This window comes from Shimazuella kribbensis DSM 45090, from assembly GCF_000428065.1.
GTDB lineage: Bacteria > Bacillota > Bacilli > Thermoactinomycetales > Thermoactinomycetaceae > Shimazuella > Shimazuella kribbensis.
The window spans coordinates 141,792-156,876 of the sequence record NZ_KE386621.1 but is presented as its reverse complement, the minus strand read 5'-3'; the positions used below and the strand labels follow the sequence as shown (position 1 = coordinate 156,876).

The following is a 15,085-nucleotide window of genomic DNA, read 5'->3' as shown; positions in this document are numbered from 1 at the left end:
ATCACTCCTTTGCACCTGAAACCCGAATGCGGGGATCAATAACGCCATATAATACATCGACAATAAAGGTAACGGATAAAAACAATACACTGTAGAAAATTGTTGTACCTAAAACAGTTGTATAATCATTCACCATAATGGAGTCTACAAATAGATTTCCAATACCAGGAATACCAAAAATATTTTCCACCACGAGAGAACCTGTCAAAATATTGACGGTTAACGGCCCCAATATGGTAACGGCTGGTATCATTGCATTTCGCAAAGCATGGCCAGTGATTATCTTACTCCAAGATAATCCCTTCGCTTTTGCAGTCCGAATATAGTCTTGCTCTAGTACCTCTACCATTTCTGTACGAATATATCGAGAAACCTGTGCAATAACATAAACAGATAAAGCTAAAGATGGCAAAATCGTGTATTCGTATCCTCCCCAAAGCGCTGGAGGCAATAATTCAAACTTAACACCAATCCAATACGATAGTAAGCCTGCAAGAACAAAATTTGGAATGGAAACCCCAAACACAGCTGTCGCAGATGCTACATTATCTATCCATGTACCTCTTCTTAATGCAGCGATAATTCCCAACAACAACCCAACAACAAGACCAAAGATAATCCCTTGGAAACCAATAAATGCTGATGGGCCAATTCGATCGCTAAGCAATTCATTTACGGATCGTCCATTCTGACTTAAGGACATCCCCAGATCGCCTTGAACTAAGTTCCCCATAAATTTGACGTATTGTATAGATAAAGGCTCCTTAAGCCCATACTGTTCCAAAATTTGTTCTCGAATCTCTGCCGGCAACTTTTCTTCATTCGCAAGAGGTGTACCTGGTAACATTCGAACAAGAAAAAAAGTCACTGTAACAATGATAAACAGAGTAAGAAGCATAAGACCGAATCGTTTTAATGTATATCGTAACAAGAAAAATCACTCCTCTCCCACAGTCATAAAAATATAAGGTATATGCCTAATGACATATACCTTATTAGGTCAGCTTTTACTTACCGTCAAGATATGCATCTTTAAAGTCCCAGAAGCCCCAAGTTGTGTTCCAAATTGCGCCTTTCACATAAGGTTTTAAGAGGCTTAATCGAGTACGGTAGTAAAGTGGAGCAATCCCTTGTTCATCGATCAAAATCTTCTCAGCTTTGATTAGGTCTTGTACACGCTCTTCGAAGTTTGGATTGTCTTTCGATTTTTTAATCAAAGCATCATACTCTGTATTACTCCATTTACCACGGTTATAACTTTGACCGGTGGTAAAGATATCTAGGTGAGACATTGCATCATTGTAGTCTGCTCCCCAGCCAGAAAAGAGGATTTGGAAGTTGCCATCTTTCCCACGTTGGAGGCGTTCTTTAAAGGTAACTGGAGAAACGGTTACTTGAACACCAAGATTTTTATGCAATTGATCTGCGATAAACTGCATTTGGTCTTTTGCACTCGTGGTGTCATCTCCAAGCAGATCAATCTTTTCAGAGGGGCTGATCCCCTCTTCTTTTAATCCATCTAGCCAAAGTTTCTTCGCTTGAGTAGGATCATATTTTACTTCGTCTTTTGAAACCTCACGGAATTTCTGATTCGTGTTGGCTTGAATATCAAGTGGCACAAGAGATCCTGCTGGAACAGATCCAGTTTTTATTACTTGATCTGTTAGTGTTTTCTTATCAATTGCCAATTCGATAGCCTGACGAAGTTTTTTGTTTTTGAAGATACCTTCTCTTTGGTTAAACTCTAAGTACCAAGCAGAAGATTCTTTTAAAACAAATCTTTCTGAGCTGGATTTAAATGCATCTGCAAAATCCTTCGTAATCTCTGTGAAATCAATTTTGTTTGTTTTATATAAGTTTACTTTAGTAGATTCTTCTTTTAAGAACTTAACTTCTGCTTTTGTTAGTTTTACATTTTTGTTATCCCAATAATTATCGTTTTTGACCATGTGGATGCTTACTCCGTGCTCCCACTTATCGATCGAAAACGGACCATTGTATACCATGTTTTGTGCTTCTAATGCAAATTTAGCGCCGAACTTTTCTACAATATCTTTACGTTGAGGCATAAAGGTTGAAAATGCTGTCAATTGCAAGAAATAGGGTGAAGGCGCTTTTAATGTAACTTGAAGTGTTTTCTCATCTAGCGCTTTTATACCAACATCTTCTGGCTTTGCTTTACCTGCATTATATTCCATTGCATTTTTAACAGGTTCAAGGATGTAAGCGTACTCAGAAGCGGTCTTTGGATCTAGTGCACGTTTCCAACCATACTCAAAATCATGAGCAGTAACAGCTTTTCCATCGCTCCATTTTGCGTCACGTAGTTTAAAAGTATAAGTTAATTTATCTGCACTCAATTCATAGCTTGCTGCGATTCCTGGTACTGGTTTTTGATCTTTATCAAGTCTCATTAATCCTTCTAGAGCATTGGTCAAAATTTGAAAAGATACTTGGTCGGTTGACTTAGCACTATCTAAGTTCGGTGGTTCGTTTTTATCCGTTAGCACCAATGTATCTTTGGAAGCATCCTCTGTACCACCGCCAAATCCACAAGCGGATATAACCAAACTAAGAACCAAAATAATGGCTGTAAAAATAGACCATTTTTTCCTGCTCATCCTTTATCCTCCTCGAAATTAATACTGCTGGAATATATAGTCTAGACCAAATGGCCTTAAACCCTAAAATATTCTGAATGAATGGTCATTCATAAATATATTAAAACCCTAGTTGTTATTTTAAAATAAAGATAATACTTCTGTAAACTGTAATCTTTTGGGAAACTAATACATTCTTGTATGACCCTCATTCTAATTGATCCAATCAAGCCAATGAAAGCGCTTTAAAAAATAATCAAAAGCAGAAAATATTTTCGCGAATATTATCTCACCTGTTACTAGATACTTTATCACTAATAAAATAATAATAAAATCAAATAATTTCTCATCAAAAGAGATCGGTTTGATTTTAATCTCTTTTTTCTTTTTTGACAACCATCCTTGATACTGGTACAACCTCTACCCCTGCTTTTTTTATTTTTGGAAGAAAGGAAATAATCGCTTGTGAAGTATTCATCCCTTGTAAACCAACATGACCAATTCCTATACTCTTTCCTTTCCCTATCCCTTCATTAAGCAAACGATTTAACTGTCTTTCTATTGCTTTTCTGCTATTTTGGTTGTCTAGAAAAATATCTCGTTTGGTAAACGGTACACCCATTTCTTTCGCAACTTTACTAACTTTGGAATCTGAACTCGTTGCACTGTCTACAAAAAAAAGATGCCTCTCTTTTACCACCTCCATCACTGCCCTCATTACCTTTTCATCTGATGTAGCTTTCGATCCCATATGGTTGTTTATTCCTTTTGCACCCGGTACACTGTCGAGGTCCATTCGTACTTGTTTTTTAATCTCCTCTGTTGACATATCTGTCGTTATTGCTCCAGGTCCCAACCACTCTTTTTTTCCATGAAAGAACTCCATAGGCAAATGGAGCAGGACTTCGAAACCAGCTTTTTCCGCCCGAAGTGCATCTTGTTTTGAAGTGCGCAGCAAAGGCATGATCGCTACAGTCAACGGCGCATGTATAGAAAAGATTTCTTCTGTACCTTTCAATCCATTCCCCATATCATCAATAATAATGCTTACTCGTTTTGGAATCTCAGCGTTCACTTGGGTTTTACTCCCCACGCAGACTACAAAAAGCAGAGCAACAGCTAGTGACAAATTCGTAAAGCGCTTCATACACATTTTCCTTTGCGTCTTTATTTATTTGTTTCAGCTTTTGCAACTTCCCTTTTCTTTATCCTCGATTCATTTCTATCATGTAAACATTTATTTATATCTATTAAAGAATAAAAAATATCGCCCATACAATTATTTTGGAATTAATATAATTTTTACCAATTATCATCCGCCAGAAGTTGATAACATGAAATGTAAAGAAACAACAAATACATATTATTCACTTTACAATGACTTATCCTAAATTTTTTATAATTATAACGAATTCAACCTTGATATTTATTGTAATTATATATTTAATATTAGTATAAAAGCATTTTTTAATACGGTTTTGAATGTTCTGATATAGGGGAGGCAAATAGATGGTTTGGTTGTGGGTACTTGTTACCTTGTTTTTGATTATCTCCTTGTCCATTTACAGTATATCGGTATGGGGCTACCGAAATATCACTCAAAAAAAGAAACTAACAACAGAAGAATGTTTTCAAGTAGTAGAAAAAAGGGGACTATATACACGTACAAAATTTGATGAGTTACACAAAGAAGAGATAGTGATAAACAATAAGGATGGACTCAAACTACACAGCTACTATATTGAAACCAATCCACACTCTAAAAAAGTAATGATCTTACTCCATGGTTACACTAGGGCTTACCCTATGTCTATGCAATTTACCGACCTATATATCAAACAAGGCTTCAACCTACTAGCAATAGACCAACGGGCACATGGAGAAAGTGAAGGAAAATATACGAGTTATGGCTATTATGAAAAATACGATGTAGACAGTTGGATAGAATGGATACGAGAACGATTAGGGGCAGATGCTCTTATCGGTCTTCATGGCATCTCCTTAGGAGGAGGTACAGCATTAGAGTACTTGCACATCAACCAACATGCCAAATTTGTCATTGCAGACTGTCCTTATTCTGATCTAGGTGAATTGATTCGATATCAAATCAAATATCTTTATAAAGCCCCAACTTTTATTTTTTTCTATACCATCAATTTTTTTGTTAAACTATTTGCTCGATTCAACTTATCTGATGTCCGTCCGATCGCAGCAGTAGCACAAAGTGACCTTCCCATCTTATTTATACACGGCAACCGCGATCGATTTATTCCCACTTATATGAGTCAGAAATTATATGAAGCAAAACAAAAAGGTTTGAAACGACTTTGGATTGTGGAAGGAGCTGGACATAGCGATGCCTACAGGCGCAATAGAGAACAATATGAAGAACAAGTAGGTTCCTTCCTTCAAGAGGTACTCCACAGCAATGAGAGTGCAAAAGTCGTATAAACAAAAGCCCTGTCTTTACTTAGCAGGGCTTTTCATTAAAAAATGGAAAAACAGCAACCTCATGATACATCGGTTCATTACCTAGGATAGATTTATATAACACCATATCCTTTACGCTCCATGTATGATTCATCGCTTCCCAAGGATTCTCATCAACCGGAAGTATAAATCCATTTTCTTTATATTTTCGTGCCAATGTTACATGCGGATGATAAGGACGGCTTTCTAATGAGAAACCAACCGTTTCTAGTGAAGCAGTCACCTTACCTTGAAGTTGATGAAGCTTCTGCTTTTCGCCACGAACTCCCGCCCACAAAATATTGGGTTGAATCTCCCTGCCAAATACGCCAAGCCCCTCTAACGACAAAGAAAAAACATCTTGATTTTTACATTGCTCTGTCAAAACAGAAACGATCTCTTCCTGCTTCTCTTCTGACGTACTCCCAAGAAAATGAAGGGTGATATGAATATCTTGTGGATGTATCCATTTTTTGAAAGCCCATTTACTCCGTTTGAATTGGATCCATCGACCTAGTTGCGCTTTTAAATGCCGAGGCAGACGGATCGCAACAAAAAGTCGGTGTTCGTTTTTTTCTTTCGTTTTACTCACCGCCATTCCTCTTTTTTGTGTATGAGTATTATTCCGTTTTTACGATGAACTATTAGAATAAAAAGGATAAGAAACACACGCGGGGCGGTCTACTCTTTTGAAGTAAACCGCCCCACATTGCCGAACCTCAGGTTCAGCTTGAAATCTCCGTCGCCTTTCGCTCGAAGATTCCGGCAATTTCCAGGAGATCGACACGCTCTGCTGATGTCCCAAACTCCTGATAGATCAGGTCCGCCAACCGCTTCGCTTCACCAACAGGCCGACTATAAGCTTCTCGTTCGTCCAGCACGTTCTTGATCATTGCATCCGCTTGGAAGCGGAGGCGAAGTGCGTTGATCCAATGCTGTGCAGCACGAACATTGCCAGCTTCAGCAGCCTCTACCAGCTTCCGAAGACGATCGAAGAACTCGATCTGATCCGGACCCGGAAGGTGCTCGGATCGCTCATGGACGTGAAGCTTGCCCTGGACTTCTCGCAACGCCTGCTGAAACGAATGAGCAAGCTTCGGCTGAAGATATGCGGCCTCAAGATTGTGAAGCGCAATCAGCGTGTACTTGCTGATCCACCAGTAGGGACGACTCGTGCTCGTGCTCATCATCTCTCCAATCGCCAATTATTTTTGTTCCTGATTTGATTATAACAAAGTAAAGATAAAGGATGTATTCCTTTTGAATCATTCACTATAAAACCCCCCTTTGATTTTAGTTTACTTTCTCCATCATTTGGATCAATCGGCCCAAAGCTAAGCTTCTTTTTTCTCATCTACATTTGTTGCTAATGGCAATTATTTACCCATATCCTACCATTCCCAAGAATGTGATTTTATCTAAAATGAATCAAAATGTACTTCATTATAGTCTCGCGAGTGGGAAAACACGGTTTTAATCGTGGGATGATAGCGAGCGTTAGACGAGGGAGGTTTTTTCCTCCCACAAGTCTGACAAATTTTTCAGAAAACATCTTTACAAACGTATATTCCCCTGTTAAACTATCCGTTAGTTGCTCTTTCAAAACTGGATAGGATATAGGGCCCAGCAAACCAATCGTTTTGCACGTAAAATGCTATGCGTACCAAAAAATGGCTAGACTGAAATGCGAAAACCAAGCAGTATGTCTAATCTATGACGTAGCAACAAAAACTTTTTTCAACCGTAGGGCTCACGGGGCTAGCTTGGTAAAAAAGTAGTCATTAGACTACCGTCCCAAGAATCCCATGGCTTCAGCCATGTGGAGTGTCAAATATTTATCTCCAATTCAATCGGACAATGATCAGATCCCATGATATGATTGGAGATTTTCGCTTCTTTGATTTGATTTTGGAGACGTTCGGACACAACAAAATAATCAAGGCGCCAACCTGAATTTTTCTCTCGTGCCTTCCCTAGATAGGACCACCAAGAATAAGCATCTTCTTGATCAGGATAGAGATAACGATAGGTATCCACAAATCCTTCCTCTAACAGAGCACTAAACTTCTCTCTTTCTTGATCCGAAAACCCTGCGCTTTTTCGATTGGTCTTTGGATTTTTCAAATCAATTTCCTGATGGGCAACATTGAGATCCCCACAAAAGATCACAGGTTTATGTACATCTAGCCTTTTAATATAATCCAAAAAGGCATCTTCCCATTCCATGCGATAATCCAATCTCGTCAAGACTCGCTTGGAATTTGGCGTATATACCGTTACCAAATTAAAGTTTTCAAATACCATGGTGATGACTCTACCTTCTTGGTCATATTTTTCGATATCTAATCCATATGTAACTGCAATCGGCTCTTCTTTCGTAAAAATAGCAGTACCAGAGTATCCTTTCTTTTCTGCAAAATTCCAGTATGAATGATACCCTTCTAAATCAAAATCCATTTGTCCCTCTTGGAGTTTTGTTTCTTGCAGACAAAAAATATCTGCATCTACCTCATGAAAATAATTTTGAAAATTCCCTTTATTGCATACCGCACGAAATCCATTTACATTCCACGATACTAACTTCATATTTTATCTCCTCTATTACACTGATATAAGAACTAACAATTGTATTTTATCAGCTTGAAGCATTTTCTACGAATATATATTCTAATATTTTCTTGTCTCTATACCACTGTAGGTTATTTGAACTGGTCTTGTCCCTCCTCGACAACATCTATAGAATGAATATACGAACACCACTACTTTAATCCAAGATCAATTGAACAGGTGGTATTGATGATGAACATTACAATTGAAAAATTACAGGACAAAGATAAGGAGGAAGAAAATGCTGGAGATAATGGAATTGAGTCAAAGAAAAGATTTATTTAACGAAGCTGTTCATGCATTCTGGAAACAATGGGGAAACGAACAAAACTACAAATTTTATCAAGATTGTATGCTACATTCGTGCCAAACTACAGAAGAAATTCCTAGATTTTATATTGCCCTGTTAAACCAAACAATCATTGGTACATATGCATTAATCAGAAACGATCTCAACAGTCGTCAAGATCTGTTCCCTTGGCTTGCTTGTTTATATGTTAGTCCAGAACATAGAGGAAAAAAAATTGGTTCCCACCTTCTTGAACATGCTACACAAGAGGCTTACAAAAAAGGATACAGAAAATTTTATTTAACTACTGATCTAGAAGGTTATTACGAAAAATATGACTGGACTCATACATCAGAAGCATACGGCATTAGTGGTAGCTCACTAAAGGTATACGAAAAGCGAACAAAATAAAAAAAAAGTTTAAAATTAGGAACTACTGGAAGAAAATCAATGTAAATATTGCAGTATATGCCAAGGAGAATAATTCCACCTCTTATCCATTGTGCAGTGAAAATTTTCTTTCAACAGAAGGAAAAAACAAGAGAACCTTTGATAGGTCCAATCTCAAAAGACCAGCCCATCTTCCTCTACCTCCAGATTCGTACTGTACTTCTCTATCAGGACTTTCTAGCTTTTCTAACAATGGAAATACATCCATCGTCATCATTTCCATTTTTTTATCACTTTGATCAAAGAAATAATGTATCGTTTCATTTAAATTTGTTTTCCAATATACTATTTTTAATAAATTAAAAAATACAGAAAGTGAATAAGATATGAAAAAAAGCGACGAGTTTGGGACTAGAATGAAGACATATGAATTTGCATACAGGAGTTATTTGCCAAAACGCTTACCTGTTTTGTTGCGCATCGACGGTTGTCATTTTCATAGTTATACTAGAAATCTTCACAAACCATTTGATGAACGACTTGTACAAGCTTTTTGGGAAACTGCAAAATATCTAGCAAGTGAACTGATGGGATGTAAGCTTATCTACCATCAAAGTGACGAGCTGTCCATTTTACTCACCAATAATGACAAACTAACCACAGAAGCTTGGTTTGATAATAATTTACAAAAAATAGTTTCTGTCGCTGCTTCACTCACAACAGCTAAGTTTAATGAAGTATTCCACAAAGAGTTGCCAGAGCAAAAACTTGCCATCTTTGATTGTCGAGCATGGATTTTACCTCCTGAAGAAGTAGCAAATTATTTTTTATGGAGACAAATGGATGCAAGTAAAAACAGCGTATCGATGGTTGCTCAAAGTCACTTTTCGGCAAAGCAATTGCACCGACTTAGCGTAAAAGAAATGGAAGAAAAATTAGTTGTAGAAAAAAATATCGATTGGAATAACCTACCAACATGGCAAAAACGAGGAGTATGTATAACAAAACAATCTTATCTCAAAGATAATGTGAAAAGGAATCGATGGATCGTGGATAAAGAGATTCCTATATTCTCTGATGATCGCAACTATATCGAACAATATCTGCGCACAAGCAATAAGTAGGTGTTCACATGCAAGGGATTATTTTCATGGGGATACAAGGATCTGGAAAATCCACCTTCTACAAAGAACATTTTTTCCGAACCCATATCCGCATCAATCTCGATATGCTAAAAACAAGGCACCGAGAAAACTTTCTCATCGAAGCCTGTCTTCAAACCAAACAGCCTTTTGTTGTGGATAATACCAATCCCACTAAAGAAGATCGGATGAGATACATACCAAAATTAAAACAACATGATTTCCAAGTGATCGGTTACTTCTTTTCACCCGATTTTGAAGGAGCTGTAACACGAAATCTAGCAAGAGAAAAGTCCGAACAGGTTCCTCTTATCGCGATCAAAAGTACAAGTAAAAGATGGGAAGGTCCTTGTTATACGGAAGGATTTGATCAGCTTTATCAAATTTCATTAGATCACTCCAATTTCCAAATAAAAGAGTACTCCTAGTTGCATTGGAGTACTCTTTTTTTCTTAGTTATTTCCTCTACAGCTGGTTGATAGATGTTTTAAGAGATCCACTTTTTCTCTAATTCTTGAAACTTCCCATGCAATTTCATATCATCCATCCAGAAATCAATCCAGTTTTGAAAATCTAGGTCTCCTTGATTTAACAAATATCCTTTTTCATGTAGATCAAATGGGTTCTCAGTCATGATACTAAGTAACCGCTCGTCTTGTGCTGCGTAATAACGAGCTTCCGTAGAGTCTGTAATCATTACATCTACTTCACCTGCGGCTACCTTTTTAGGAATTTCTAAATTATTCTGAATAAGTATAATCTCTGCTTTTTTGATATTCGCGCGTACAAACTTTTCATTTGTACCACCAGGATTAACTCCGATTTTTACACCAGGTTGATCAATATCTGCTAAACTTTTGAATCGATCTTTATCTGCTTTACGGATTAGTGGGGATTTTCCATCTTTGATATAAGGAGCAGAGAGATGAGCGGTTTTTTGGCGTACCAATGTTCTTGTTATTCCACCCATGGCAATATCAAATTTATTACTTTCTAAATCTGCCATTAGGGTAGGCCAAGTAGTTTTTACAAATTCTACTTCCACCCCTAAATCTTTGGCTAATTGTTTTGCTGCATCAATATCATAACCCTCGTATTGCTTCGTTTCAGGATTCCAGTAGGTAAATGGCTTATAGTCTCCTGTTGTACCGACACGAATTTTACCTTGTTTGACAATCAAATCCAACCGGGACTTTTCGGGATTGAGATAAGATCCAGCATTTCCTTCTTGATTCAAAAATAGACCTGATAGAAATCCTGTTACTAACAATGCAAAACAAGTTACGAAGATCAGTAAACGTTGGCGCAAATCACTCTCTCCTTTTTATCAGTTAGTAGAATGAAAAGTGTTAATTGATATATATTTTAAATATAAATAATTAATATATCAATCTAATTATTAATTTTAATAGTTCTTTTCTTATTTCTTATTTTTTTATTAAATAAATAAATTCGTTTTTTTGTATATGTACACTTTTGAACTTCTTATAACCCAACAATTATATTTATTTTAATATTATGATAATTGATATTCTGTGGACTTACTTGACGGTGTAACTGTCAAGAAGCCCAACAACAATGCAAGCGACTACATCATGGCAGTCATAGGTGTCCTCGGCAACGTTCAGCAGCATCGGCGCCAGCGCCAGAAGCAATGTCCTTCCTTGATGACAACGCCATCGTAGAAGAAGCGCCCGTGGCGTAGTCGTCATCGATAACGCGTCGCTCGACGGATTCGCCATTGACCTTATCACTTGACTCAGCGGTCGAGAACGATCAGTTCGCCATGGATCTGGTCATCCTTGAGACCCTTGATCTCGATCGGTTCGCCATGGATCTGGTCATCCTTGGGACCCTTGATCTCGATCGGTTCGCCATGGATCTTGCCACCATAGTCGATCCGGCGACCGATGACGACCTCGCCATGGATCTCGCCGCGATTGCGACCCTCGATCTCGATCGGACCGTTGAAGTGAATTCCAGACATGTCTACCCCTCATAGGATTGTTGTTAACTCCATTATACGAAAACATTTGAAATACGAAAAGATGATTAATCCTCCTTTTTGCTATAGAAAATGAACCATTATCTACTACAAATCGGTTCCTTTTTCTATAGCAAAAAGTCCATCAAAATAAATTTCAAAAACGGATATGTATCCGAAAAGGAATAGAAAAGAGAACCATCTTCAAATGAGGGTTCTCTTTTCTATTTGTGAATGAAACATCTATTTTAAAGCAGTCTTTAAATTTTGCAGGTTACGCATCGAAATCGTAAAGTAATCTTCTCCCTTTTTTATCTCTTCAGGTGTCAATCCTTCGAGTGGATCAAGAACTAGCGGTACCGCGTGAATTTCATCTGTCACAATAGAGGCTACTTTCGGTTGTACTAGTTTTTCAAAAAAGATATAAGAAATATGTTTTTGACGAGCGAGTTGTATAATCTCTTTTAGTTTTTTGGGACTTGGTTGTTGATCTGCTGAAAGCCCAGAAATTGCGACTTGATTGAGTCCATATCTAGTTGTGAGGTATCCATAAGCAGCATGCGAAGTGATCACATCTCTTTTCTTTAGTTGAGAAAGCTCCTTTTTGTAAGATTGGTCCAACTGATCAAATCGTTTTGCTAATTGATCGAAATTGTTTTCATAAATCGATTTATGAGAAGGATCTTTTTGAACAAGGGCATTTTTTATATTTTCTGCTTGTTTCTTTGCCAATAGTGGATCCAACCATACATGAGGATCTGTTTCATGTGTATGATCTTCTTCATGATCATGGTGATTTTCCTTCTCTTGCTTCTTAGAATGTAGAGTAAGATTTTTTGTTGTTTCGATAACACCTGTTTTTTGTGGATCTACATTATTTTTTATCTTTTCTACCCAACCTTCCAAACCTGCTCCATTATAAATAAGCAAATCAGCCTGATTGATTTGTACCATTTCTTTTGGAGTAGGTTCATAATCATGAGTCTCTGCCCCAACTGGTGTAATTGTATGCACCTCTACTTTGTTGCCACCTATTTCATGAGCAAAAAAAGCCAATGGATAAAAACTAGCATATACAACTAGATTCTCCGAATTAGATACATTTGACTTATGGGATGGTGCAGAGTTTGTAGTAGAACATCCTGTCATAGCGATAAGAAGGGTAACAATAAAACTAAATAGAAACGATTTTTTCAAAATGGGAACGCACCTTTCTACAAATCGTAATTATTATTATTTACATTTCTTTTTTTCATTATAGCGTTGTGTATATTTTTTGTCTATTTTTATTTCTTTATAATATATTATTATATATTTTATCCGATATATAACGCGAGTTACGATAGAAAGTTATTATTTCAAATATTAGTAAATAGAATGTCGAATATGTAAAAATGTCCAATTTTCTATAGACAAAATAGAATAATTACGATATAAGAATATAATAAGTAACAAGATGAGAACGATTCAAAACTTATACCAAATAACATGATTATGGTCAAAAGATAAGTGGAGGAAAAACATGCTTCGTTTTTTAAGAAGTTTTTATGTAGAGATTTTGCTTTTGTTCGTTTTTATGAGTATTCTTCTTTTCTTTAATTCTAGTACTTACTTGTCGTCCGATTTCGACCTTCGATTTTTATTTACTTTCACAGAAAATGGAAAGCTGCAGATCCTTTCTACCATTTTCCTAAGTATTTTTTTAGAAGGACTGCCTTTTATCTTAATTGGTGTTTTTATTTCTAGTTTTATCCACGCATTTATCAATGAAAATTGGATTTGGAAATGGGTTCCGCGTAATCCTATTCTGTCCATTCCTGCCGCTATTTTACTTGGGTTTGCATTACCGATTTGTGAATGTGGAATTGTTCCAATCACCAAACGATTGATCGAAAAAAAGTTACCTGTTTACACCGCTTTTACTTTTTTATTAGCTGCTCCTATCATTAATCCAGTAACCATTCTTTCCACCTATCTTGCCTTTGGCGGTGACTGGAAAATAACAAGTACCCGCATCTTATTTGGAGCTGGCATTGCCATCACCATGGGGATCTTATTTTATCTCTTCTTTCGAAAGAGCCAGATCTTACATGACAATGTCCTCACCAGTAATCACACCAGCTCAAACTGCTGCGAATGTACTGATGAAAATCATCATCATTCTCCTAGTTGGAAAGAAAAAACGAATCATGCTTTGTACCATTCAATTTTTGAATTTATCAACATGGGCAAATTTTTTGTGCTAGGGGCTTTTTTAGCGGCCTGCTTTCAAACATTCATAGGATTTTCAATCATACAATCCCTTTCTTCGCATGAATGGGTTGCCATACTATTGATGATGGCATTTGCATTTGGACTCTCGATTTGCTCTTCATCTGATGCATTCATTGCTGCCTCCTTCCGAAATGTAGTCGGGACAGCACCGCTTTTTGCTTTTCTTGTGTATGGGCCGATGATGGACTTAAAAAACATATTAATGATGGTTGGTAGTTTTCGAGCTTCAATCATTTGGTTTTTTTGGGGAGCAACAACTTTATTGACGATCGTTTCGATTGCCTTGGTTCTATAAGAAAGGAGTTATTTATGGCAGCAATATTACGTGTATGTATCTTGTTTTCCTTAGCCATCTTATTAACTTATCTGATTCTATCAAGACAACTAAATTACTTTATTCATCCACGTATCCAATATTTTAGTATTTTTGGTTTTGCAGCTCTCATCATACTAGGGATCATTCAAATGAAAAATATACGCCATAAAGCGATGCATCCCATTGGCATCTGGGGTTATATTATGATCAGTTTACCTATTTTTTTCTTTGTTCTTTTCCCAAGCAAACCATCAGATGCCAACTTAGCTGATCAAAAAGTATATACGTATATCCCTCCTGCTCAGGTAGACAAAAAGACAAAAAAAGACATGGATGCTACACAATTGCAAGAAGAGGATTGGGAAGCTCCATATAAAAAACAAGCCGCTGAATTTAAAAAACTGCCTACGATTATTTTGACAAAGGAAAACTTTATCGACGTTACAAATGTATTGGCAATGTACCCCGAAGATTTCAAAGGGAAGAAAGTTCGTATGGTCGGTTTTGTTTATCGGGAAGAAGGTTTTGAAGAGAATCAGTTTGTCATTGCCCGATTATCCATGGCTTGCTGTGTAGCTGATGCCGGAGTCGTCGGATTCTTTGTGGAGACAAAGCGACCAAAAGTATTTCAAAAAGATCAATGGTATCAAATCGATGGTACATTCGAGATGAAGAAACGGGAGACAGGGGAAGTTCCAGGATTGAAAATCGAACAATATAAGAGGGTTCCTGCGCTAAAAGATTCTTATGTATATCAAAAACTGTACTAGAATCCGATAGCCATATGAAAAGTCGACCAAAATATACGGTCGACTTTTTTTGTATAGCATACTTGAATCATCTAGGCTTTTGTTTTGCATCCATCCTACTTGGTTGAATTTCATCACTTTGACCGACAGGATACCCCGATCCTCTATAGGTCGGGGAGGAATGGTGGCATTGTTCGGTATCTCCTTATGGGATGCTCAAAGCAACACTCTTTTCCTCTGTCTTCTTGATACCTCTTATATTCAG

15 protein-coding genes are annotated in these 15,085 nt (G+C 37.1%); 6 read left to right on the top strand and 9 right to left on the bottom strand.

The annotated features are described in order from the left end of the window. Position 1: 1 nt before the first annotated feature. The 3 genes from A3GQ_RS0122520 to A3GQ_RS0122505 form a co-directional block, all read right to left on the bottom strand. The gene (locus A3GQ_RS0122520; RefSeq protein ID WP_028778924.1) at positions 2–931 is read right to left on the bottom strand and encodes an ABC transporter permease; all 930 of its coding nucleotides are present in this window, start codon (positions 929–931) and stop codon (positions 2–4) included. A 76-nt stretch (positions 932–1,007) separates the two neighbouring features. Beyond that, positions 1,008–2,621, bottom strand: coding sequence for a peptide ABC transporter substrate-binding protein (locus A3GQ_RS0122515; protein WP_028778923.1), 1,614 nt, complete (start codon positions 2,619–2,621; stop codon positions 1,008–1,010). Between the two features lie 349 nt (positions 2,622–2,970). Continuing rightward, positions 2,971–3,747, bottom strand: a complete 777-nt coding sequence (locus tag A3GQ_RS0122505) for a divergent polysaccharide deacetylase family protein (protein ID WP_037465925.1) — start codon at positions 3,745–3,747, stop codon at positions 2,971–2,973. 362 nt (positions 3,748–4,109) lie between these two features. On the opposite strand from A3GQ_RS0122505, the gene A3GQ_RS25415 reads away from it, so the two are divergent. Continuing rightward, positions 4,110–5,051 (top strand): alpha/beta hydrolase, encoded by a 942-nt coding sequence (locus tag A3GQ_RS25415; RefSeq protein ID WP_037465924.1) that lies wholly within the window; start codon positions 4,110–4,112, stop codon positions 5,049–5,051. Positions 5,052–5,070: 19 nt separating this feature from the next. Here A3GQ_RS25415 and thpR read toward each other — a convergent pair whose 3' ends face one another. The 3 genes from thpR to xth all read right to left on the bottom strand — a co-directional run bounded on the left by thpR (position 5,071) and on the right by xth (position 7,655). Beyond that, positions 5,071–5,661 carry an RNA 2',3'-cyclic phosphodiesterase gene (thpR, locus tag A3GQ_RS0122495; RefSeq protein WP_028778920.1) on the bottom strand — a complete coding sequence of 197 codons (591 nt, stop codon included), beginning with the start codon at positions 5,659–5,661 and terminating at the stop codon, positions 5,071–5,073. 133 nt (positions 5,662–5,794) lie between these two features. Then, positions 5,795–6,274, bottom strand: a complete 480-nt coding sequence (locus A3GQ_RS0122490; RefSeq protein ID WP_169818332.1) for a hypothetical protein — start codon at positions 6,272–6,274, stop codon at positions 5,795–5,797. Positions 6,275–6,896: 622 nt separating this feature from the next. After that, a complete protein-coding gene (gene xth / locus A3GQ_RS0122480; protein WP_028778918.1) occupies positions 6,897–7,655 on the bottom strand; it encodes an exodeoxyribonuclease III in 759 nt (252 codons plus the stop codon). Positions 7,656–7,920: 265 nt separating this feature from the next. On the opposite strand from xth, the gene A3GQ_RS0122475 reads away from it, so the two are divergent. From A3GQ_RS0122475 to A3GQ_RS0122460, 3 genes are all read left to right on the top strand, one after another. Then, complete coding sequence (locus tag A3GQ_RS0122475) at positions 7,921–8,376, top strand: GNAT family N-acetyltransferase (RefSeq protein ID WP_028778917.1); 456 nt, start codon at positions 7,921–7,923, stop codon at positions 8,374–8,376. A gap of 365 nt (positions 8,377–8,741) precedes the next feature. Beyond that, positions 8,742–9,479, top strand: a complete 738-nt coding sequence (locus A3GQ_RS0122465; protein ID WP_028778915.1) for a tRNA(His) guanylyltransferase Thg1 family protein — start codon at positions 8,742–8,744, stop codon at positions 9,477–9,479. An 8-nt stretch (positions 9,480–9,487) separates the two neighbouring features. Further along, positions 9,488–9,925: an AAA family ATPase gene (locus A3GQ_RS0122460; RefSeq protein ID WP_028778914.1), complete on the top strand. Its 438-nt coding sequence runs from the start codon at positions 9,488–9,490 to the stop codon at positions 9,923–9,925. A gap of 59 nt (positions 9,926–9,984) precedes the next feature. Here the strand turns inward: A3GQ_RS0122460 and A3GQ_RS0122455 are convergent, their stop codons facing one another. From A3GQ_RS0122455 to A3GQ_RS0122445, 3 genes are all read right to left on the bottom strand, one after another. Next, the gene (locus A3GQ_RS0122455) at positions 9,985–10,806 is read right to left on the bottom strand and encodes a transporter substrate-binding domain-containing protein (RefSeq protein WP_028778913.1); all 822 of its coding nucleotides are present in this window, start codon (positions 10,804–10,806) and stop codon (positions 9,985–9,987) included. Positions 10,807–11,256: 450 nt separating this feature from the next. Continuing rightward, positions 11,257–11,484, bottom strand: coding sequence for a hypothetical protein (locus tag A3GQ_RS0122450; RefSeq protein WP_028778912.1), 228 nt, complete (start codon positions 11,482–11,484; stop codon positions 11,257–11,259). Between the two features lie 240 nt (positions 11,485–11,724). Beyond that, complete coding sequence (locus tag A3GQ_RS0122445; RefSeq protein ID WP_051272286.1) at positions 11,725–12,678, bottom strand: metal ABC transporter substrate-binding protein; 954 nt, start codon at positions 12,676–12,678, stop codon at positions 11,725–11,727. Positions 12,679–13,003: 325 nt separating this feature from the next. Here A3GQ_RS0122445 and A3GQ_RS0122440 point away from each other — a divergent pair, with 325 nt between their 5' ends. Continuing rightward, positions 13,004–14,050, top strand: coding sequence for a permease (locus tag A3GQ_RS0122440; RefSeq protein WP_028778910.1), 1,047 nt, complete (start codon positions 13,004–13,006; stop codon positions 14,048–14,050). A 14-nt stretch (positions 14,051–14,064) separates the two neighbouring features. Then, complete coding sequence (locus A3GQ_RS0122435) at positions 14,065–14,841, top strand: TIGR03943 family putative permease subunit (protein WP_028778909.1); 777 nt, start codon at positions 14,065–14,067, stop codon at positions 14,839–14,841. Positions 14,842–15,085: the final 244 nt, after the last annotated feature.

What these genes read in the sequence shown, in the direction of transcription:
- A3GQ_RS0122515 (WP_028778923.1), bottom strand. Translation starts at nt 2,621, where the DNA reads ATGAGCAGGAAAAAATGGTCTATTTTTACAGCCATTATTTTGGTTCTT.
- A3GQ_RS0122505 (WP_037465925.1), bottom strand. Translation starts at nt 3,747, where the DNA reads ATGAAGCGCTTTACGAATTTGTCACTAGCTGTTGCTCTGCTTTTTGTA.
- A3GQ_RS25415 (WP_037465924.1), top strand. Translation starts at nt 4,110, where the DNA reads ATGGTTTGGTTGTGGGTACTTGTTACCTTGTTTTTGATTATCTCCTTG.
- xth (WP_028778918.1), bottom strand. Translation starts at nt 7,655, where the DNA reads ATGAAGTTAGTATCGTGGAATGTAAATGGATTTCGTGCGGTATGCAAT.
- A3GQ_RS0122465 (WP_028778915.1), top strand. Translation starts at nt 8,742, where the DNA reads ATGAAAAAAAGCGACGAGTTTGGGACTAGAATGAAGACATATGAATTT.
- A3GQ_RS0122460 (WP_028778914.1), top strand. Translation starts at nt 9,488, where the DNA reads ATGCAAGGGATTATTTTCATGGGGATACAAGGATCTGGAAAATCCACC.
- A3GQ_RS0122450 (WP_028778912.1), bottom strand. Translation starts at nt 11,484, where the DNA reads ATGTCTGGAATTCACTTCAACGGTCCGATCGAGATCGAGGGTCGCAAT.
- A3GQ_RS0122440 (WP_028778910.1), top strand. Translation starts at nt 13,004, where the DNA reads ATGCTTCGTTTTTTAAGAAGTTTTTATGTAGAGATTTTGCTTTTGTTC.
- A3GQ_RS0122435 (WP_028778909.1), top strand. Translation starts at nt 14,065, where the DNA reads ATGGCAGCAATATTACGTGTATGTATCTTGTTTTCCTTAGCCATCTTA.